This is a genomic window from Streptomyces sp. NPDC057099, assembly GCF_042671245.1.
GTDB lineage: Bacteria > Actinomycetota > Actinomycetes > Streptomycetales > Streptomycetaceae > Streptomyces > Streptomyces purpurascens.
Genome location: NZ_JBHUTX010000001.1, coordinates 119,798 through 138,592, shown reverse-complemented (window position 1 = coordinate 138,592; position 18,795 = coordinate 119,798). Strand labels below are relative to the sequence as shown.

Sequence of the window (18,795 nt, the reverse complement as noted above, 5' to 3'; positions counted from 1 at the left end):
TTGCGCGTACTGCTGACCGGACATCAGGGCTACCTGGGCACCGTGATGGCCCCGGTCCTCACCGCCGCCGGGCACGAGGTCGTCGGTCTGGACGCCGGCCTGTTCGCCGACTGCGTCCTCGGCCCGACGCCCGCGGACCCGTCCGGGCACCGGGTGGACCTGCGCGACGTCACGGCCGAACACGTGGCCGGGTTCGACGCCGTGATCCACCTCGCCGCGCTGTCCAACGACCCGCTGGGATCGCTGGCGCCGGAACTCACCTACGACATCAACCACCACGCGTCCGTACGGCTGGCCCGGCTGGCCCGCGACGCCGGGGTGCAGCGCTTCCTGTACGCGTCGACCTGCTCGGTCTACGGTGCCGCCGGCGGTGGCGACCTGGTGGGCGAGGACGCCCCGCTGCGCCCGGTGACGCCGTACGCGGAGTCCAAGGTGCGGGTGGAGGACGACCTGCACGCGCTGGCCGACGGCGACTTCAGCCCGGTGTTCATGCGCAACGCCACCGCCTTCGGCTACTCGCCCCGGCTGCGCGCCGACATCGTGCTGAACAACCTGGTGGGCCACGCGCTGCTGTCCGGCGAGGTGCTGGTGCTCTCCGACGGCACCCCGTGGCGCCCGCTGGTGCACGCCGCCGACATCGCACGGGCCTTCACGGCCGCGCTGGTCGCGCCGCGGGAAGCGGTGCACGACCGGGCGTTCAACATCGGCAGCGAGACCAACAACGTCACGGTCGCCGAGATCGCCGAGCAGGTCGCCGAGGCGGTGTCCGGCGCGAAGGTGGTGATCACCGGGGAGAACGGTGCCGACCCGCGGTCGTACCGGGTGGACTTCTCCCGGTTCCGCGCCGCGATCCCCGGCTTCGACTGCGAGTGGACGGTGAAGCGGGGTGCGCTCGAACTCGCCGACGCCTACCGCGAACACGGCCTGACCCAGGAGGACTTCGAGCGGCGCTTCACCCGGCTCGCCGTGCTGCGCGCCGCGTCCGACGCAGGCTCCGTCGACGACACCCTGCGGTGGCGCCGATGACCACTGCCGGCGAGGAGATGCACGCTCTGGTGGAGCGGCTGTACCCGCTCTGCCGGAGCATCACCGGCGACGGCGTGCGCGCCACCCTGGAGATCGTCGGCGAGTACCTCCCGCTCCAGGTGCACGAGGTGCCGACCGGGACGCAGGTGCTCGACTGGACGGTGCCGCAGGAGTGGAACATCCGGGACGCGTACATCGCCGACGCCGGGGGCAAGCGGGTCGTCGACTTCGCCGCGTCCAGCCTGCACGTGCTCGGCTACAGCGTGCCGGTGTCGCAGACCATGCCACTGTCGGAGCTGCGCGGACACCTGCACACCCTGCCGGACCACCCGACCTGGGTGCCGTACCGCACCAGCTACTACAAGCCGGAATGGGGGTTCTGCCTGTCCCAGGACACCTTGGACGCGCTGCCGGACGGCGACTACGAGGTGTGCGTCGACTCCACCCTCGCGGACGGCCACCTCACCTACGCCGAGCACGTGGTGCCCGGGCAGGTGGCCGACGAGGTGATCGTCTCCTGCCACGTCTGCCACCCCTCGCTGGCCAACGACAACCTGGCCGGCATCGCGGTGGCGACGTTCCTGGCCCGGGCGCTGGCGGAGCAGAAGCCGTACTACACCTACCGGTTCATCTTCGCGCCCGGCACCATCGGGGCGATCACCTGGCTGGCCCGCAACGCGGAGCGGATCGACCGGGTCAAGCACGGGCTGGTGCTGGCCTGCGCCGGCGACTCGGGACAGCTGACGTACAAACAGAGCAGACGCGGCGACGCGGAGATCGACCGGGTGATGCGGCATGTGCTGACCGCATCCGAACGCCCGCACAGCGTCAACGAGTTCACTCCGTACGGCTATGACGAGCGGCAGTTCTGCTCGCCCGGGTTCGACCTGGGCGTGGGCTCGCTCAGCCGGACCCCGTACGCCGGCTACCCCGAATACCACACCTCGGCGGACAACCCGGACTTCGTCTCCCCGGAGGCGATGGCGGACACGCTCGCCGTCTGCCGCGAGGCATTCGCCGTGCTGGACCGCAACCGGCGGTACGTCAACCTCAGCCCCTACGGCGAACCACAGCTGGGCCGACGCGGGTTGTACGACTCCCTCGGCGGCCGCAGCGACGCGAGAGAGGCGCAGATGGCCATGCTCTGGGTGCTCAGCCTCTCCGACGGCGAGCACGGTCTGCTGGACGTCGCCGAGCGCTCCGGGCTGCCGTTCGACACCGTCGCCGCCGCTGCCGACGCCTTGCACGGCGCCGGCCTGATCAAGGCATGACACCGATGACCACCGAGGAGGAGAGCCCCCGGACAGCGCCGACGGCACCCGCCGGATCCGCGCGGCGGGCCTTCGTCGGCCGGCTGTCCTGGGGACTGGCCGACCAGGCGGCCTCCAGCATCAGCAACTTCGCGGTGGGCATCTATGTGGCCCGCTCGCTGGGGGTGACCGCGTTCGGCGTGTTCAGCCTCGCCTGGGTGACGTACGGCGTGGTGCTCAACGTCTCCCGCGGGCTCGCCACCGACCCGCTCGTGGTGCGCTTCAGCGGTGTGCCGGACGCGTCCTGGCGCGGGGCGGTGGCCCGGTCGTCGGGTACCGCCCTAGGCGTCGGTGCCGCCATCGGTGCGGCGTGTCTGGCGGTCGGCCTCGCTCTCGGCGGCAGCGTGGGGCCCGCGTTCGCGTGTCTCGGCGTCATGCTGCCGGGGCTGTTGCTCCAGGATGCCTGGCGGTACGCGTTCTTCGCCGCGGGCACCGGACGCAAGGCCTTCGTCAACGACCTCGTGTGGGGCGTCGCGCTCGTCCCCGCCATGGTCGTGGCGGCCCGCGAAGGCAGCGTCGCCGCCTTCGTGCTCGCCTGGGGCGCGTCCGCCACGGTGGCCGCCGGGTACGGATACGTCCAGTCCGGCATCCTGCCCCGGGTGACGCGGGCACGCGCCTGGCTGCGCGAGCAACGCGACCTCGGCTACCGGTACCTGGTCGAGAACGTCAGCCTCAGCGGGGCGAGCCAGCTGCGCGCGTACGGGCTGGGCGCGATCGTGGGGGTCGGCGCGGTGGGTGCGGTCCGGGGCGCCGAGCTTCTGCTCGGACCGTTCCTGGCCGTGCTGATGGGGCTGTCGCTGGTCACCGTCTCGGAGGCGGCACGGGTGCTGCGCCGGGCCCCCCACCGACTCGGCGGGTTCTGCCTCCTGCTGGGGGGCGGGCAGGCCGCCGCCGCACTGCTCTGGGGCGGGGCGCTGCTCCTGATGCCGGACGGGCTCGGCGAGTTCGTGCTCGGCGACGTCTGGCACTCCGCCGCACAGCTCATCGTGCCGGTCACCCTCGGCGTCGCGGGCGCCGGCCTCGGCACCGGCGCGGCGGCCGGGCTGCGTGCGCTCGCCGCGGCCCGGCGCAGCCTGCGCTGCCAGCTGTTCGCCTCCGCCTGCTACGTCGCCGGCGGGCTCGGCGGCGCGGTCCTGGGCGGCACGGTCGGCTCGGCCTGGGGCGTCGCCGCCGCGACCGTCTGCGCGTCGGCCGTGTGGTGGCTGCATCTGCGGTCCGCCCTCCGCGAGCACCAGCACCATCCCCTTCCGGAAGTGAGGACGTCATGACCGCCCATCCCCGGCTGAGCATCGGCCTGCCCGTGTACAACGGCGAGCGGTATCTCGCCGAGTCGCTCGACGCCCTGCTCGGCCAGACCTACGAGGACTTCGAGCTGGTCATCTCCGACAACGCCTCGACCGACGGGACCGAGGACATCTGCCGCCGGTACGCCGAGAAGGACTCGCGCATCCGGTACATCCGGCTGACCCGCAACATCGGCGCCGCGCCGAACCACAACTACGTGTTCACCGAGTGCCGCGGCGAGTTGTTCAAGTGGGCCTCGCACGACGACCTCTACGCCCGGGACCTGCTGCGGCGCTGCGTGGAGGCGCTGGACGCGCGGCCGGACGTGGTCCTCGCGCACTCCGACCAGGCGGTCATCGACGGCGAGGGTCAGGTGAAGGTCCCGTACGAGTACGGGCTCGCCACCGCCTCCCCGCACGCGCCGGAGCGCTTCCGCAGTTTCCTGTTCGAGCCCGGTGGCGACGACTTCTACGGGGTGATGCGTGCCGACATGCTGCGCCGGGTGAAGCCGCACGACAGCTATCACCACGCGGACCGGACGTTCGTCGCCCAGATCGTCCTGCAAGGGCCCTTCCATCAGGTGCCGGAGCTGCTGTACTTCCGCCGCGACCACCCCACCCGCGCCGAGCGGGCGAACCCTTCCAAGCGCTCCCGGTGCGTCAACCTGGACCCGCGCCGGGCGGGCCCGCTGCACCCGACGCCCCGGCTGCTGGCCGAGTACGTCCTGGGCTTCGTCTCGGCGATTCAGCGGGCGCCGCTCTCCGCGGCCGACCGGCGGGCCTGCTACCGCCACCTGGGCGCGTGGATGACCAGCCGCGTGCGGCCGGGGGCCGGCGAGCGGGTCGAGGACCGCGCCCCGGTCGACCCGGCCGGGCTCACCGTCTCCGTCGACGACCTCGTCGCGGGACGCGAGGGGCGGCGGACATGAGGACTGCCGTACGTGTCGGGGTGTTCGGCCTGCTCGGCTCCGGCAACCTCGGCAACGACGGGTCGCTGGAAGCCGTACTCGGGTACCTCCGCGCCGAGCATCCGAAGGCGGTCGTGGACGCGCTCTGCGGCGGACCCGAGGTCGTCGCGGCCCGGTACGGGATCCCCGCGACGCGGCTGCACTGGTACCGCGGGGAGTACCGGACCGCGTCCCGTGCGGGCGCGATCGCGGGGAAGGGACTGGGCAAGCTCGTCGACGTGGTCCGCACCGCCGCCTGGGTGCGCCGGCACGACGTGGTGATCGTGCCGGGCATGGGCGTCCTGGAGGCCACGCTGCCGCTGCGGCCGTGGGGCTTCCCGTACTCCCTGTTCCTGCTCTGCGCGACCGGCAGGCTGTTCGGCACCCGGGTCGCGCTGGTCGGCGTCGGCGCCGCCGCGATCCGCGACCGGGCGACCCGGGCCCTGGTGCGCCGGTCGGCGCGGCTGGCCGCCTACCGGTCGTACCGCGACACACAGTCCCGCGACGCGATGCGGGAGATGGGCGTGGACACCGCGCGCGACGAGGTCTACCCGGACCTCGCCTTCGCCCTGCCGACGCCGCCCGTGAGCGCGCCTTCGGGTCCCCCGGGCCTGGTCTGCGTCGGCGTCATGGACTTCCACGGCGGCAACGACGACCGCGCCCGGGCCGAGGAGATCCACCGGCGCTACCTCGACGGGACGACCCGCTTCGTCCGCGCGCTGGTCGAGGACGGCAGGCCGGTCCGGCTGCTCACCGGCGACGCGTGCGACACGGCGGTGGTCTCCGCGATCCTCGACGCGGTGGACTCGCCGCTGGTCACCGCAGCGGAGGCGACCTCGCTGGCCGACCTGATGAAGGAGACGGCGGCGGCCGACGCCGTGGTGGCGACCCGCTACCACAACCTGATCTGCGCGCTGAAGGCCGGCACACCGACGCTCGCACTCAGCTACGCGGTGAAGAGCGACGCGCTCATGGAGGGGATGGGGCTGGGCGCGTACTGCCATCCCGCGCGCGAGGTCGACGCCGACCGGCTGCTGGAGCAGTTCCGGGAGCTGGAGAAGCGCTCGGCGGAGCTGCGGCAGACCTTGGCAGAGCGGAACCAAGCAGCCGCCCGGCAACTCGCAGACCATTTCACCGCCTTGACGGCAGCCCTGTTCCCAGCGAAGGAGAGTCCATGAAGGCGACCGAAGTCCCGGAGGTGGCGGGGGCGTTCCTCTTCGAGCCGACGCCGTACGCCGACGAACGCGGCTTCTTCTGCCGCACCTTCGACGCCGACGTGGTCCGCTCGGTGGGCCTCGACCCGGACGCCTTCATCCAGGACAGCGTGTCCCGCTCGGTCCGGGGCGTGCTGCGCGGCCTGCACCTGCGCTCCGGCGCCGGCGAGGCCAAGCTGGTGCGGTGCTCGTACGGGCGGATCTTCGACGTCGTCGTGGACCTGCGGCCGGACTCGCCGACCTTTCGCACCGTGGCCTCCTTCGAGCTGTCCGGCGAGACGCAGGTGACCCTGTACATCCCGGCGGGGTGCGCGCACGGCTTCCAGGCGCTGACCGAGACCGCCGACACCTCGTACCGGATCGACCGCCCGCACGATCCCGCCGAGGACGTGACGATCGCCTTCGACGACCCGGAGCTGGCCATTCCCTGGCCGCTGCCGGTCAGCTCGATGTCCCAGCGGGACCGGGAGGCGCCGAGCCTCGCCGAGGTCCTGAAGCACATGGAAAGGTGAAGTGAGCGTGGACACCGAAGAGTTCCTCCTCCCCCGGTCGCGGGCGGCCAACGAGCGGCTGCACGCCATGATCCCCGGGGGCGCGCACACCTACGCCAAGGGCGACGACCAGTACCCCGAGAACCTGGCCCCGGTCATCAGCCACGGCCGCGGTGCCCATGTGTGGGACATCGACGGCAACCGCTACATCGAGTACGGGTCAGGGCTGCGGTCGGTCAGCCTCGGCCACGCCCACCCACGCGTGACCGAGGCGGTGCGGCGCGAGATCGACCGCGGCAGCAACTTCGTCCGGCCGTCCGTCGTGGAGGTCGAGGCCGCCGAACGCTTCCTGGCCACGGTGCCGACCGCCGAGATGGTGAAGTTCGCGAAGAACGGCTCCGACGCCACCACCGCCGCGGTGCGCCTCGCCCGCGCCGCCACCGGACGCCGGCGGGTGGCCCTCTGCGCCGACCATCCGTTCTTCTCCACCGACGACTGGTTCATCGGCACCACGCCGATGTCCGCCGGCATTCCGACGGAGACCACCGACCTCACCGTGGCGTTCCCGTACGGCGACCTGACCGCCACGGAGGAGTTGCTCACCCGGTACCAGGACGAGATCGCCTGCCTGATCCTCGAACCCGCCACCCACACCGAGCCGCCGCCCGGGTACCTCGCCGGGCTGCGCGAGCTGGCCGACCGGCACGGCTGCGTACTGATCTTCGACGAGATGATCACCGGCCTGCGCTGGTCCGAGGCCGGCGCCCAGGGCCTCTACGGCGTCGTCCCCGACCTCTCCACGTTCGGCAAGGCGCTGGGCAACGGTTTCGCCGTCTCCGCGCTGGCCGGGCGGCGCGAGCTGATGGAGCGGGGCGGGCTGCGTCACTCCGGCGAGCGGGTGTTCCTGCTGTCCACGACGCACGGCGCGGAGACCCACTCGCTGGCCGCCGCGATCGCCGTGCAGACCACCTATGTCGAGGAGGGCATCACCGCGCGGCTGCACGCCCTCGGCGAGCGGCTGGCCGCCGGTGTCCGCGACGCCGCCGCCTCCATGGGCGTCGGCGACCACGTCGTGGTCCGGGGCCGGGCCAGCAATCTGGTCTTCGCCACCCTCGACGAGAACCGGCAGCCGTCGCAGGAGTACCGCACCCTGTTCCTGCGCCGGCTCCTCGCGGGCGGGGTGCTGGCCCCGTCGTTCGTGGTGAGCAGCGCGCTCGACGACGCCGACATCGATCACACCGTCGACGTGGTGGCCCAGGCATGTGCGGTGTACCGGAAGGCACTGGACGCCTGTGACCCCACCCCCTGGCTGGCCGGGCGGCCGGTGAAGCCGGTGTTCCGCCGCCTGGCGTGACCTGACGTCAGCGGCGCCGCTGCCGACCGGCGTCGGCCGCCCGGTCGACCAGCCAGGCGGTCGCCGGTACCACCGCCAGCGCGGTGCACCAGCCGCCGAGGGCGTCGGTCGGGTAGTGCGCGCCGAGGGCGACCTGCGCCCAGCCCATGGCGGTGCCGGCGACGAGCGCCGCCCCGAGCACGAGCACCGTGCCGGCCGTCCTGCCGAGGCCGAGCCGGCCGGTCGCGAGTAGGGCCACCACGAGGGCGAGCGCCGTGAGGAAGGCGGTGTGCCCGCTCGGGTAGGACAGGTTGTCGGCGCCGTGGATGGTGCGTCCGACCAGGGACTTGAGCAGCTTCGTCGTCCCCACGGTCAGGCCGGCGCCGGCGACGACGAGCACCGCCGCGCGAGGCTGTCGAAGGAGCAGGCAGCCCGTCACGGTGGCCACGACCAGCGCCGCCGCTCCCAGGGGTTCCGCCAGGAAGTCCGTGGCCAGGGCGAGGTACCGCCACGGCGGGCGCACACCGTCCACCGTCGGCTGGATCCACCCGTCCACCGTGCCGGGCTCGCCGTGCCCGGCGTACCGGACCCCGAGCGCGACGACCACCAGCGCGGCGAGGACCGCGATCAGCCCGAGCCACCCGCGCAGCGGTGGGGGCAGCACCGCGGGCGCCGACCGGTGGGCAGCCATGGCCTCTGGGCGCCAACTCCCCACGAACGAGCCCCCCGTCATGTCCGACTCGGCCCGCGCGGGCGCCGTCAGTCTCCGGTCGCCACCCTAACCAACAGGCGGTGTCCGGGTACTGAAACCCGATCGCCGGACAGGCCGGTGCTCTGCTTGGCTCGTCCCATGAGCGATCTTCACATCCGCTGCGCGACCCTCTCGGACATCGACACCGTGCTGCGGTTCTGGCGCGAAGCCGCGGAGGGAACCAGCATCAGCGACGACCACGACGGAGTGGCGCGCCTCATCACACGGGACCCCGAGGCCCTGATCCTCGCCGAGCGCGACGGTGTCCTCGCGGGCACCGTGATAGCGGGCTTCGACGGATGGCGCTGCTCCGCCTACCGGCTCGCCGTACACCCCGACCACCGTCGGCAGGGCATCGCCACCGCCCTCCTCGAAGCCGCCGAACAGCGCTTCGCGGCCCTGGGCGGACGACGTGTCGACGCCATGGTCCTGGAAGTCAACGAACAGGCCCACCACACCTGGGCCGCGGCCGGCTACCACCGCGAGGACCACTGGCGGCGCTGGGTCAAGCCCCTCGTCGGCTAGGGAGTGTCCCTCGGCCGGGGAGTGTCTCAGGCCGCCGCGAGAACCCCGGCCACGAGCCGCCGGGCGTAGGCGGCGTCCAGGCCGTCCGGGCGGAAGAGGATGCGGTACATCATGGGTGCCACGACCTGGTCGATCACCGTCTCGACGTCGGGTGTCCGCTCCCCGCGCCCGGCCGCCCGGGTGAGGACGAGGCCGATCTGCTCGGCGGCGTAGGCCGAGCACTGGCCGGCGTTGCCACCGTCGGGGTCGCCGAGCAGGGCGTCGCGGATGTAGGCGCGGCCGGCGGGCGAGGTCATCTCGTCGAGGAACTGCTCGGCCCAGGCCGTCAGGTCGGCCGACAGGGCGCCGTGGTCGCCGGGCGTGGTGTCGGGCCGCAGACGCTCGACCGCCACGTCCGACAGCAGTACCTGGAGGTCGCCCCAGCGGCGGTAGATCGTCGACGGTGTCACGCCCGCGCGCTGGGCGACGAGCGGCACCGTCAGGGCGTCCCGGCCCAGCTCCGAGGCGAGTTCGCGCACGGCGGCGTGCACCGAGGCCTGGACCCGGGCGCTGCGGCCGCCGGGGCGCACCATCTGTCTGCTCACGGAACCCACCTTAAAGCGAACCCTTTGCGTCTGGTGCGCCGCTGCTTCAGGCCGCCGGGGCGAGCTCACGGGCGGGCCGGGTCTGTTCGTAGGCGTGGCCGACCCGCAGGAGCAGCCTCTCCCCGAGCGGCCTGCCGAGGAGCTGCATGCCGATCGGCAGGCCCTCGGTGTCGTGGCCGACCGGCACGGACAGGGACGGCACCCCGGTGATGTTGGCGGGGGCGGAGAGCCGCACATAGGCGTCCGAGACCCCCTCGACGGTGCCGTCGGACCAGGTGATCGTCTCCTGGCCGGCCCGGGCCGCGGTCGCGGGGAGGGTGGGGGCGGCGATGAGGTCGACCTCGCGCAGCATGCTCGCCCACTCCTGCCGCATGAGGGTGCGGGAGCGCTGGGCCCGCAAGTAGTCGCCGGCGGGCATCAGTTCGCCGGCCTCCAGGAGGACGCGGACGTCGGCCTGGTACAGCTCGGGGACCGTGCGCAGGGTGCTCTCGTGGTAGGCGGTGGCCTCGGGGACCATCAGGCCCCACTGGGTGGCCTGGATGTAGCGGGTCATGGGGATCTCGACGTCGACGAGCCGGGCTCCGAGGCTCCGGAGCCGGTCGATCGCGTTCCGGACGGCGGCTTCCACCTCCGCGTCGACGTGGTCGAAGTACCAGGTGCGCGGCACGCCGATGCGCAGTCCGCTCAGGTCGGTGCCCTCGGTCGGCCGGTGGTCCGCCGAGGGCGTGGCCAGGGAGGCGGGGTCGCGGGGGTCGTGGCCGGCCAGGGCGTCGAGGACCAGGCCCGCGTCCTCGACGGTGCGGGTGAGCGGGCCGACGTGGTCCAGGGACCAGGACAGCGAGGTGACGCCGTGGCGCGGGACGAGGCCGTAGGTCGGTTTGAGGCCGACGACCCCGTTGAGCGCGGCGGGCACCCGGATGGATCCGCCGGTATCGGTGCCCAGGGCGAAGGTGGCGGCACCCGCGGCCACGGCGACCGCCGATCCGCCGCTGGAGCCGCCGGCGACCCGGTCGCGGTCCCAGGCGTTGCCGGTCTGCGGGGTGGTCAGCCCGTAGGCGAACTCATGGGTGTGGGTCTTGCCGACCAGGACGGCCCCGGCCGCCGACAGACGTGCGGCGACGGTGCTGTCGGCGTGCGCGCGATGGCCGGCCCTGACCCGGGAACTGGCCGACGTCGCCATTCCGGCGGTGTCGATCAGGTCCTTCAGGCCCATCGGGATGCCGTGCAGCGGACCGCGATGCCGGCCGGCCGCGATGTCACTCTCGGCCTCACGCGCGGCCCGGCGGGCGTGCTCGGCGGTGACGGTGACATAGGCCCCGAGCCTCGGCTCGACCTGTTCGACGCGCTCCAGCACGGAGTCCACCAGCTCGACGGGAGACAGCCGCCGCGCCCGGATCAGGTCGGCGGCGGCACTCAGGGTCAGTTCATACGGCAGCATCGGAGGCCTCCTGTGCCGCGCGGTAGGCGGGGGCGGGCGGGGTGTCGCCGAAGTCCAGCTCGCGCAGGACGGCGACGACGGCGTGGATGTGGTCGGCGGTGGCCGCGACCGCGGCGTGGCGGTCGGCCGGCAGGGCGAGCCCGGCACGGTGGGCCCAGCGGGCCGCTTCCGGAGGCGTGAGTTCGGTGGAGGACATGAGCTTCCCTTTGAACGTCCCTGAGCTACAAAAGCTAACTGTTTGCGTTAGTGGACTGTAGGACCTACGGTCGGATTAACGCAAACAGATTGCTTTAAGCGCGTCGCGTTGAGTCGCGCGTCAAGGAGATACCGATGACCACCTGGACCGTGGGCGAGGTCGCCGTCCACCGCATCGACGAGGTGCCCCTGCCGCCCGCCACCGGACCGTGGCTGCTGCCCGACGCCACACCGGACGTCGTCGCGGGGCAGGACTGGCTGCACCCCCACTTCGCGGACTCCGAAGGCGTCCTGCACCTCGACAGCCACAGCTTCGCGTTCACCGTCGGCGGGCTGCGGGTCCTGGTGGACACGGGCATCGGCAACGGCAAGCAGCGGGCCAATCCCGCCTGGCACGACCTCGACACCGACTACCTGCGGCGCCTGACCGCAGCCGGATTCCCCCCGGACTCGGTGGACTTGGTGATCCTCACCCATCTGCACGCCGACCACGTCGGCTGGAACACCCGGCAGGTGAACGGCGCGTGGGTGCCCACCTTCCCGCACGCCCGCTATCTGACCTCCCGCGTCGAGCGGGAGTTCTGGGCCGGGTACGCCATGGACGAGGCTCGCGCGCAGATGTTCCGCGACTCCGTGCTCCCGGTGGAGGAGGCGGGGCGGCTCGACCTCGTCGATGTCCCGGCCGAGGGCGTCGAAGTCGCCCCGGGCCTGCGCATGATCCCGACCCCGGGGCACACCCCCGGCCACCTCGCCGTCGAACTGACCAGTCGCGGACGGACGGCACTGATCACCGGCGACTGCGTCCACCACCCCGTCCAGCTCGCCCACCCGGGCATCGGCGCCTGCGTCGACATCGACCCCGGACGGTCCGAGGCCACGCGCCGCGGACTGCTCGACTCGCTCGCCGGTACGGACACCCTCCTCCTGGGCACCCACTTCGCGCCGCCGACGGCCGGTAACGTCGTCGCCCACGAGGGCGCCTATCGGCTCGCACCCGCACCCGCCGACTCGCCCTGAGCACCCCCACAGAAGGACTTTGCCCATCCTTTACCCTTGGATGGCCACTCGGCTCTGCATGAAAGGTTGTGAGCGTCCGCCCATGGGCGAGCCTCCCCGTGCGCGACACCGCGCGTTCCGCCCCGTCCTGGAGAACCATGGAACGGGGGTGAACCGATGACCGAAGTGCTCCTCCTTCTGGTGGCGATCCTGCTCTCGCTCGCCTGCGGCGCCTTCGTGGCGGCCGAGTTCTCCCTCACCACGGTCGAGCGCGCCGAGCTGGAGCGGGCGGTGGAGCGCGGCGAGCGGGGCGCGCAGGGCGCGATGAAGGCCGTACGGAGCCTGACGTTCCAGCTGTCCGGGGCGCAGCTCGGCATCACCGTCACGAACCTGGTCGTCGGCATGCTCGCAGAGCCGTCGATCGCCGCGCTGATCGCCGGGCCGCTGGAGGACGCCGGTGTCTCGCGGTCGGCGTCGCACACCCTCGCGCTGGTGCTCGGCACGGCCGCGTCGACGGTGTTCCTGATGGTGGTCGGCGAGCTGGTTCCGAAGAACTGGGCGATCTCCTCGCCGCTGGCCGTCGCCAAGACCGTGGGCAACGCCCAGCGCTGGTTCAGCGCCGCGTTCCGGCCCTTCATCACCCACCTCAACAACACGGCGAACCGGGTCGTGCGCCGGATCGGCGTGGAGCCCGCCGAGGAGCTGGCCTCGGCGCGCGGGCCGCAGGAGCTGGCGGCACTGGCCCGCCACTCGGCCAAGGAAGGCGCCCTGGAGGCCGACACCGCCGAGCTGTTCGTGCGGACCCTGAACCTCGCCGACCTGACCGCCGAGAACGTGATGACGCCCCGGGTGCAGGTCGTCGCCCTGGAGGTGCAGGCGACCCTGGAGGACGTGGCGAACGCGACCCGGGCCACCGGTCTGTCCCGTTTCCCCGTCTTCCGCGGGACCCTCGACTCGGTCGTCGGGACCGCGCACGTCAAGGACGTGCTGGCGGTACCGGCCGAGCGCCGGACCCGGATCTACGTCTCCGAGCTGATGCGCGAACCGCTGCTGGTCCCGGAGACGCTCACCGTCGACCGGCTCCTGGACCGGCTCTCCGGCAAGCGCACGATGGCCGTCGTGATCGACGAGTACGGCGGCACGGCGGGCGTGGCCACCCTGGAGGACATCGTCGAGGAGGTGGTCGGCGAGGTGCGCGACGAGCACGACCCGCACGAGCTGCCCGACCTCGCCCCGGCCGGCACGGACGAGGCCGGCCACGCCCTGTACTCGGCCGACGGCTCCGCGCGCGTGGACCACCTGGAGCGGGTCGGGCTGCGTGCGCCGGAGGGCCCGTACGAGACGCTGGCCGGTCTGGTGGCGACGGTGCTGGGCCGGATACCGGCCGTCGGTGACACCCTCGAGGTCGCCGGCTGGCGGATGGAGGTCCTGGACGCGGCGGGCCGCCGGGCGGCACGCGTCCGGCTGCGGGCACCCCTCGACGACGAGAAGCCCGACGAGAAGGGAGCGGAGCTGTGACCGCGGTCCAACTGCTGATCGGCCTGGCGACGCTCGTCGTCAACGCCTTCTTCGTCGGCGCCGAGTTCGCGCTGATCTCGGTGCGCCGCAGCCAGATCGAGCCCTACGCCGACCGGGGCGACCGGCGCGCCAAGAGCGTGCTGTGGGGCCTGGAGCATGTGTCGGCCCTGATGGCGGCAGCACAGCTCGGCATCACGCTGTGCACGCTGGTGCTGGGTGTGGTGGCCGAACCGGCGATCGCGCATCTGCTGGAGCCGGTGTTCCACGCGGTGGGCGTGCCCGCGGGCGCGGGGCACGCGGTGTCCTTCGTGATCGCGCTGTCCCTGGCCACGTATCTGCACATGCTGCTCGGCGAGATGGTGCCGAAGAACATCGCGCTCGCCGAGCCGGTGCGCAGCGCGCTGGCGCTCGGCCCGCCCCTGGTGGCGCTGTCCCGGGCGCTGCGGCCGGTGATCTTCACGATCAACGCCTTCGCCAACACGCTGCTGAAGCTGCTGCGCGTGGAGGCCAGGGAGGAGGTCGCCGCCTCCTACTCGGACGCCCAGATAGCGCAGATCGTGAAGGACTCCAGCGAGGCCGGCCTCATCGACGACCGCGCCCAGGAGCGGCTGCACGACGCGCTGGAACTGGGCCGCCGCCCGGTGCGCGACGTGGTGCTGCCGCTGGAGAGCGTGGTCTACGCGAGCGTGGGCGTCACCCCGGACGAGCTGGAGCAACTGACGGCGGAGTCCGGGTTCTCCCGCTTCCCGGTGGTGGACGACGGTCGGCGGATCGTCGGCTATCTGCATGTGAAGGACGCCCTGGACGCCCTGGGGCGCGATGTGCCGTTCCGGCTGCGGGACATGCGGCCCATCGCGCGCGTGCGGGAGCACACGCCGCTGGACGACGTCCTCACCGCGATGCGGGGCAGCCGTACGCATCTCGCGGCGGTCCTCGGGGAGGACGGCCGGCTGTCCGGTCTCGTGACCATGGAGGACGTACTGCGGGAGCTGTTCGGCCGGCGGACGTGACCGGGGCCACCGGCAGCCGACCGACTGCTGGGTATGTGCACGGGATATTATTTCCGTCGCCATGCACACGAACCCCACCCACAGCAGCCTCGTCGCCGTCGGCGACTCCTTCACCGAGGGCATGTCGGACCTGTTGCCCGACGGCACCTACCGCGGCTGGGCCGACCTGCTCGCCGCACGGATGGCGGCCGGCGCACCCGGCTTCCGCTACGCCAACCTCGCGGTGCGCGGCAAGCTGATCCAGCAGATCGTCGACGAGCAGGTGGACGTGGCGGCGGCCATGGAACCCGATGTGATCACCCTGGTCGGCGGGCTCAACGACACTCTGCGGCCCAAGTGCGACATGGGCCGGGTGCGCGCCCTCCTGGAGGAGGCCGTGGAGCGGCTGGCCCCGTCGTGCAAGCAGCTCGTCCTGATGCGCAGCCCGGGTCGGCGGGGTCCCGTCCTGGAGCGGTTCCGGCCGCGCATGGAGGAGCTGTTCGCCTGCGTCGACGAGCTCGCCGACCGGCACGGCGCGATCGTCGTCGACCTCTACGGCGCCCCCTCGCTCGGCGACCCCCGGCTGTGGGACGTGGACCGGCTGCATCTGACGGCCGAGGGCCACCGCCGGGTCGCCGAGGCCGTGTGGCAGACGCTCGGCTACGAGCCCGAGGACACCGAGTGGCGCACGCCGATGCCGACGACCCTGCCGCCGGGCTGGGTCATGCGCCGCGCGGCGGACGCGCGGTTCGCCCGGCAGTACCTGCTGCCCTGGATAGGCCGCCGCCTGACGGGCCGCTCCTCCGGCGACGGCCTGCCACCGAAGCGCCCCGAGCTGCTGCCGTACGAGCTGTAGGTCCCGCCGCACCACCCCTTCGCCCACGGCATCGGGAGCCTCTCGTAGGTTCCGACGAAAAGGCCGGTGCGCTGGCCTGCACGAATCGCCAGTAGACTCCGTCCACGTGACTTCCGCTCCCGCCAAGCCCCGCATCCCGAACGTCCTCGCCGGACGGTACGCCTCCGCCGAACTCGCCACGCTCTGGTCCCCCGAGCAGAAGGTGAAGCTGGAGCGGCAGCTCTGGCTCGCCGTGCTGCGCGCCCAGAAGGACCTCGGGATCGAGGTGCCGGACGCGGCGCTCGCCGACTACGAGCGCGTTCTCGACACCGTCGACCTGGCCTCCATCGCCGAGCGCGAGAAGGTCACACGGCACGACGTGAAGGCACGGATCGAGGAGTTCAACGACCTCGCCGGGCACGAGCACGTGCACAAGGGCATGACCTCCCGCGACCTCACCGAGAACGTGGAGCAGCTGCAGGTCCGGCTCTCCCTGGAGCTGATGCGCGACCGCACGGTGGCCGTCCTGGCGCGTCTGGGCAAGCTGGCCGGCGAGTACGGCGAGCTGGTCATGGCCGGCCGCTCGCACAACGTCGCCGCGCAGGCCACCACCCTCGGCAAGCGCTTCGCGACCGCCACCGACGAGCTGCTCGTGGCCTACGGCCGGGTCGAGGAGCTGCTGGGCCGCTACCCGCTGCGCGGCATCAAGGGCCCGGTCGGCACCGCGCAGGACATGCTGGACCTGCTGGGCGGGGACGCCGCCAAGCTCGCCGAGCTGGAGCAGCGGATCGCCACGCACCTGGGCTTCTCGCAGGCGTTCACATCGGTCGGCCAGGTCTACCCGCGCTCCCTGGACTACGAGGTCGTGACGGCGCTGGTGCAGCTGGCGTCGGCGCCGTCGTCGCTGGCCAAGACGGTCCGGCTGATGGCCGGGCACGAGCTGGTCACCGAGGGCTTCAAGCCCGGCCAGGTCGGCTCCTCGGCGATGCCGCACAAGATGAACACCCGCTCCTGCGAGCGCGTCAACGGCCTGATGGTGATCCTGCGCGGCTACGCCTCGATGACGGGCGAGCTGGCGGGCGACCAGTGGAACGAGGGCGACGTGTCCTGCTCGGTGGTGCGCCGGGTCGCGCTGCCGGACGCGTTCTTCGCGCTGGACGGCCTCCTGGAGACGTTCCTGACGGTGCTCGACGAGTTCGGCGCGTTCCCGGCGGTCGTCGCCCGGGAGCTGGACCGGTACCTGCCGTTCCTCGCCACCACCAAGGTGCTGATGGGCGCCGTGCGCGCGGGCGTGGGCCGGGAGCTCGCGCACGAGGCGATCAAGGAGAACGCCGTCGCCTCCGCGCTCGCGATGCGTGAGCAGGGCGCCGAGCGCAACGAGCTGCTCGACAAGCTCGCCGCCGACGCGCGCATTCCGCTCGACCGCGCCGAGCTGGACGCGCTGATGGCCGACAAGCTGTCCTTCACGGGTGCCTCGGGCGACCAGGTCGCCACCGTGGTCGCCCGGGTCGAGGAGATCGCGAAGCAGCACCCCCAGGCCGCGGGCTACACGCCCGGCGCGATTCTCTGACGCGCCGCATGGCGCGCTTCACGCCCGAGGAGCTGGAGGCCGCCCGCGACCGTGTCGTGCCTGACGTGGTCGCGGACGGTCTGCGGGTGCTGTTCTGCGGGATCAACCCCGGGCTGATGACGGCCGCGACGGGCCATCACTTCGCCCGCCCCGGCAACCGCTTCTGGCCCGTACTGCACCGGTCCGGCTTCACGCCCCGGCTGCTGAAGCCGTCCGAACAGCGGGAGTTGCTGTCGTACGGGCTCGGCATCACCAACGTCGTGGAGCGGGCGACCGCCCGGGCCGACGAGCTGAGCGCCGAGGAGTACCGGGAGGGCGGGCGGCTGCTCGCGCTGAAGGCGGAGCGGCTGCGGCCGGACTGGCTGGCGGTGGTGGGCGTGACCGCGTACCGCGCCGCGTTCGACGACCGGAAGGCCCGAGTGGGGCCGCAGTCGCGGACGTTCGGGAACACGCGTGTGTGGGTGCTGCCCAACCCGAGCGGGCTGAACGCGCACTGGACGGTCGAGACCATGGCGGAGGAGTTCGGACGGCTGCGGGAAGCGACCGGGAGCTGATCCCCTACGGCGGGTCGGTCTCCGTGACCAGCGCCAGCAGGTGCACTTCCTGTGCCTCGTCGCGGTCGGCGACCGCCACGGCGACCCAGCGGCCGGAGCCCTCCACCTCCCAGAGGTACGCCACGCCGGCGCATGCGCCGAGGTCGGCCCACGGCCGGGATATCTCCTCGTGCTCGGTACGCAGCAGAACGGTCTGCAGGTTGTAGGGGTCGGTGTCGCCCCAGCGCGAGGCGAGAAGCTCGTAGACGGCGTCCCGGTCCTTCTCGCACTGGTCGATCGTCACGGCCCGGGCCGCGGGGTCGCCGTACGGCTCGCTCTCTAACACCGCGACGTGGTAGCCGGGTCCTGACCTGCCGACGTCCGACGGGCCGTGCTCCGCCGGAAAGGGGCGGTAGCACAGCTCGTCGACGAGGGCGATGTGCCGTGCGAGGTTCATGGGTCCAGTAAACCCGCGCCCACTGACACTTGGCGGGGACACTCGGCGGGGCATCGGCCCCGTTGCCGGTCAGGCGTCCCGGCGGCGCACGCTCCACGCTCCCGCCAGCAGAGCGCCGGCCGTCCAGAGCGCGGTCACCGCGAGCCCCGACCAGGGCCCGAGCAACGATCCGTCGTACGTCTCCCGCAGGACCAACTGCCCCGCCTTGTCGGGCAGGAAGTCCGCGACGGAGCCCGTGGCGTCACCGATCACGAACCCTACGACGAGGATGAACGGGATCAACAGCGACAGTGTGGCCACGCCGCTGCGCAACAGGGCGGCCAGCCCGGCGGCGAACAGCGCCATCAGCATGAGGTAGACGCCGCAGCCCACAACGCCCCGCACCTGCTCGCCGACGCCGAGCCCGTCGGCTGCCGAGCCCATGCCCGCCCGCGCGACGAGGAGAGCGGCGAGAGCCGTCACCAGCCCCACCAGGAGCGCCGGTACGGCGATGACGGCCGCCTTGACCGCGAACCACCGGCCGCGCCGGGGAACCGCGGCCAGCGAGAGCCGGAGCGCCCCCGAGTGGAACTCCGCCGACACGGCCATGGCCCCGAAGGCGATGGCCGCGATCTGGCCCGGAATGACACCCGAGAGGGATGTGAACAGTGGGTCGAACCCCGGGTCCGACGTCTCGGAGACACCGGCGATCGCGGAGAACGCCGTGGTCGCTGCGAACAGGGCCACGAGCGCGCCCGGCAGCGAGCGGAGCGTACGGACCTTCAGCCACTCGGAGCGGAGTACGGGTGTGAGTTCCATGG

At 72.5% G+C, this 18,795-nt stretch carries 20 protein-coding genes; 14 read left to right on the top strand and 6 right to left on the bottom strand.

What is annotated here, in order from left to right; genetic code table 11:
* From ACFT4A_RS00670 to ACFT4A_RS00640, 7 genes are read left to right on the top strand one after another with little or no spacing between them, the layout of a single operon-like run.
* Positions 1–1,026 (top strand): NAD-dependent epimerase/dehydratase family protein, encoded by a 1,026-nt coding sequence (locus ACFT4A_RS00670; protein ID WP_382824639.1) that lies wholly within the window; start codon positions 1–3, stop codon positions 1,024–1,026.
* Positions 1,023–2,297 carry a DUF4910 domain-containing protein gene (locus ACFT4A_RS00665; protein WP_382824638.1) on the top strand — a complete coding sequence of 425 codons (1,275 nt, stop codon included), beginning with the start codon at positions 1,023–1,025 and terminating at the stop codon, positions 2,295–2,297. Before ACFT4A_RS00670 ends, ACFT4A_RS00665 begins: the two co-directional genes overlap by 4 nt.
* A 5-nt stretch (positions 2,298–2,302) precedes the next feature.
* The gene (locus ACFT4A_RS00660) at positions 2,303–3,604 is read left to right on the top strand and encodes a hypothetical protein (RefSeq protein WP_382825204.1); all 1,302 of its coding nucleotides are present in this window, start codon (positions 2,303–2,305) and stop codon (positions 3,602–3,604) included.
* The gene (locus ACFT4A_RS00655; protein ID WP_382824637.1) at positions 3,601–4,548 is read left to right on the top strand and encodes a glycosyltransferase family 2 protein; all 948 of its coding nucleotides are present in this window, start codon (positions 3,601–3,603) and stop codon (positions 4,546–4,548) included. Before ACFT4A_RS00660 ends, ACFT4A_RS00655 begins: the two co-directional genes overlap by 4 nt.
* The gene (locus tag ACFT4A_RS00650; RefSeq protein ID WP_382824635.1) at positions 4,545–5,744 is read left to right on the top strand and encodes a polysaccharide pyruvyl transferase family protein; all 1,200 of its coding nucleotides are present in this window, start codon (positions 4,545–4,547) and stop codon (positions 5,742–5,744) included. The genes ACFT4A_RS00655 and ACFT4A_RS00650 overlap by 4 nt, the downstream gene beginning before the upstream one ends.
* Positions 5,741–6,292 carry a dTDP-4-dehydrorhamnose 3,5-epimerase gene (rfbC, locus tag ACFT4A_RS00645; RefSeq protein WP_382824633.1) on the top strand — a complete coding sequence of 184 codons (552 nt, stop codon included), beginning with the start codon at positions 5,741–5,743 and terminating at the stop codon, positions 6,290–6,292. Before ACFT4A_RS00650 ends, rfbC begins: the two co-directional genes overlap by 4 nt.
* Before the next feature lie 7 nt (positions 6,293–6,299).
* The gene (locus ACFT4A_RS00640) at positions 6,300–7,625 is read left to right on the top strand and encodes a glutamate-1-semialdehyde 2,1-aminomutase (RefSeq protein ID WP_382824631.1); all 1,326 of its coding nucleotides are present in this window, start codon (positions 6,300–6,302) and stop codon (positions 7,623–7,625) included.
* Between the two features lie 7 nt (positions 7,626–7,632).
* Here the strand turns inward: ACFT4A_RS00640 and ACFT4A_RS00635 are convergent, their stop codons facing one another.
* Positions 7,633–8,295: a phosphatase PAP2 family protein gene (locus ACFT4A_RS00635; protein WP_382824629.1), complete on the bottom strand. Its 663-nt coding sequence runs from the start codon at positions 8,293–8,295 to the stop codon at positions 7,633–7,635.
* A 159-nt stretch (positions 8,296–8,454) separates the two neighbouring features.
* On the opposite strand from ACFT4A_RS00635, the gene ACFT4A_RS00630 reads away from it, so the two are divergent.
* Positions 8,455–8,880, top strand: a complete 426-nt coding sequence (locus tag ACFT4A_RS00630; protein ID WP_382824627.1) for a GNAT family N-acetyltransferase — start codon at positions 8,455–8,457, stop codon at positions 8,878–8,880.
* A 26-nt stretch (positions 8,881–8,906) separates the two neighbouring features.
* Here the strand turns inward: ACFT4A_RS00630 and ACFT4A_RS00625 are convergent, their stop codons facing one another.
* Genes ACFT4A_RS00625 through ACFT4A_RS00615 form a run of 3 tightly spaced genes read right to left on the bottom strand, consistent with a single transcriptional unit; the run spans position 8,907 to position 11,098 of the window.
* The gene (locus ACFT4A_RS00625; RefSeq protein WP_382825203.1) at positions 8,907–9,452 is read right to left on the bottom strand and encodes a TetR/AcrR family transcriptional regulator; all 546 of its coding nucleotides are present in this window, start codon (positions 9,450–9,452) and stop codon (positions 8,907–8,909) included.
* A gap of 58 nt (positions 9,453–9,510) precedes the next feature.
* Complete coding sequence (locus ACFT4A_RS00620; protein ID WP_382824625.1) at positions 9,511–10,902, bottom strand: amidase; 1,392 nt, start codon at positions 10,900–10,902, stop codon at positions 9,511–9,513.
* Positions 10,889–11,098 (bottom strand): hypothetical protein, encoded by a 210-nt coding sequence (locus ACFT4A_RS00615; protein ID WP_382824623.1) that lies wholly within the window; start codon positions 11,096–11,098, stop codon positions 10,889–10,891. The genes ACFT4A_RS00620 and ACFT4A_RS00615 overlap by 14 nt, the downstream gene beginning before the upstream one ends.
* Before the next feature lie 134 nt (positions 11,099–11,232).
* Here ACFT4A_RS00615 and ACFT4A_RS00610 point away from each other — a divergent pair, with 134 nt between their 5' ends.
* From ACFT4A_RS00610 to mug, 6 genes are all read left to right on the top strand, one after another.
* Entirely contained in the window at positions 11,233–12,114 is an 882-nt protein-coding gene (locus ACFT4A_RS00610; protein WP_382824621.1) for an MBL fold metallo-hydrolase, read from the top strand.
* Positions 12,115–12,270: 156 nt separating this feature from the next.
* Positions 12,271–13,611, top strand: a complete 1,341-nt coding sequence (locus ACFT4A_RS00605; RefSeq protein ID WP_382824620.1) for a hemolysin family protein — start codon at positions 12,271–12,273, stop codon at positions 13,609–13,611.
* Positions 13,608–14,621 carry a hemolysin family protein gene (locus ACFT4A_RS00600; protein WP_382824618.1) on the top strand — a complete coding sequence of 338 codons (1,014 nt, stop codon included), beginning with the start codon at positions 13,608–13,610 and terminating at the stop codon, positions 14,619–14,621. Before ACFT4A_RS00605 ends, ACFT4A_RS00600 begins: the two co-directional genes overlap by 4 nt.
* Positions 14,622–14,682: 61 nt before the next feature.
* Positions 14,683–15,456: an SGNH/GDSL hydrolase family protein gene (locus ACFT4A_RS00595; RefSeq protein WP_382824616.1), complete on the top strand. Its 774-nt coding sequence runs from the start codon at positions 14,683–14,685 to the stop codon at positions 15,454–15,456.
* A gap of 106 nt (positions 15,457–15,562) precedes the next feature.
* Positions 15,563–17,005, top strand: coding sequence for an adenylosuccinate lyase (gene purB, locus ACFT4A_RS00590; RefSeq protein WP_382824614.1), 1,443 nt, complete (start codon positions 15,563–15,565; stop codon positions 17,003–17,005).
* Between the two features lie 8 nt (positions 17,006–17,013).
* Entirely contained in the window at positions 17,014–17,559 is a 546-nt protein-coding gene (gene mug / locus ACFT4A_RS00585; protein WP_382824613.1) for a G/U mismatch-specific DNA glycosylase, read from the top strand.
* Positions 17,560–17,563: 4 nt separating this feature from the next.
* On the opposite strand, the gene ACFT4A_RS00580 is transcribed toward mug, so the two are convergent.
* Entirely contained in the window at positions 17,564–17,995 is a 432-nt protein-coding gene (locus ACFT4A_RS00580) for a hypothetical protein (RefSeq protein ID WP_382824611.1), read from the bottom strand.
* Positions 17,996–18,064: 69 nt separating this feature from the next.
* Positions 18,065–18,793, bottom strand: a complete 729-nt coding sequence (locus ACFT4A_RS00575; RefSeq protein WP_382824609.1) for an ABC transporter permease — start codon at positions 18,791–18,793, stop codon at positions 18,065–18,067.
* Positions 18,794–18,795 lie beyond the last annotated feature (2 nt).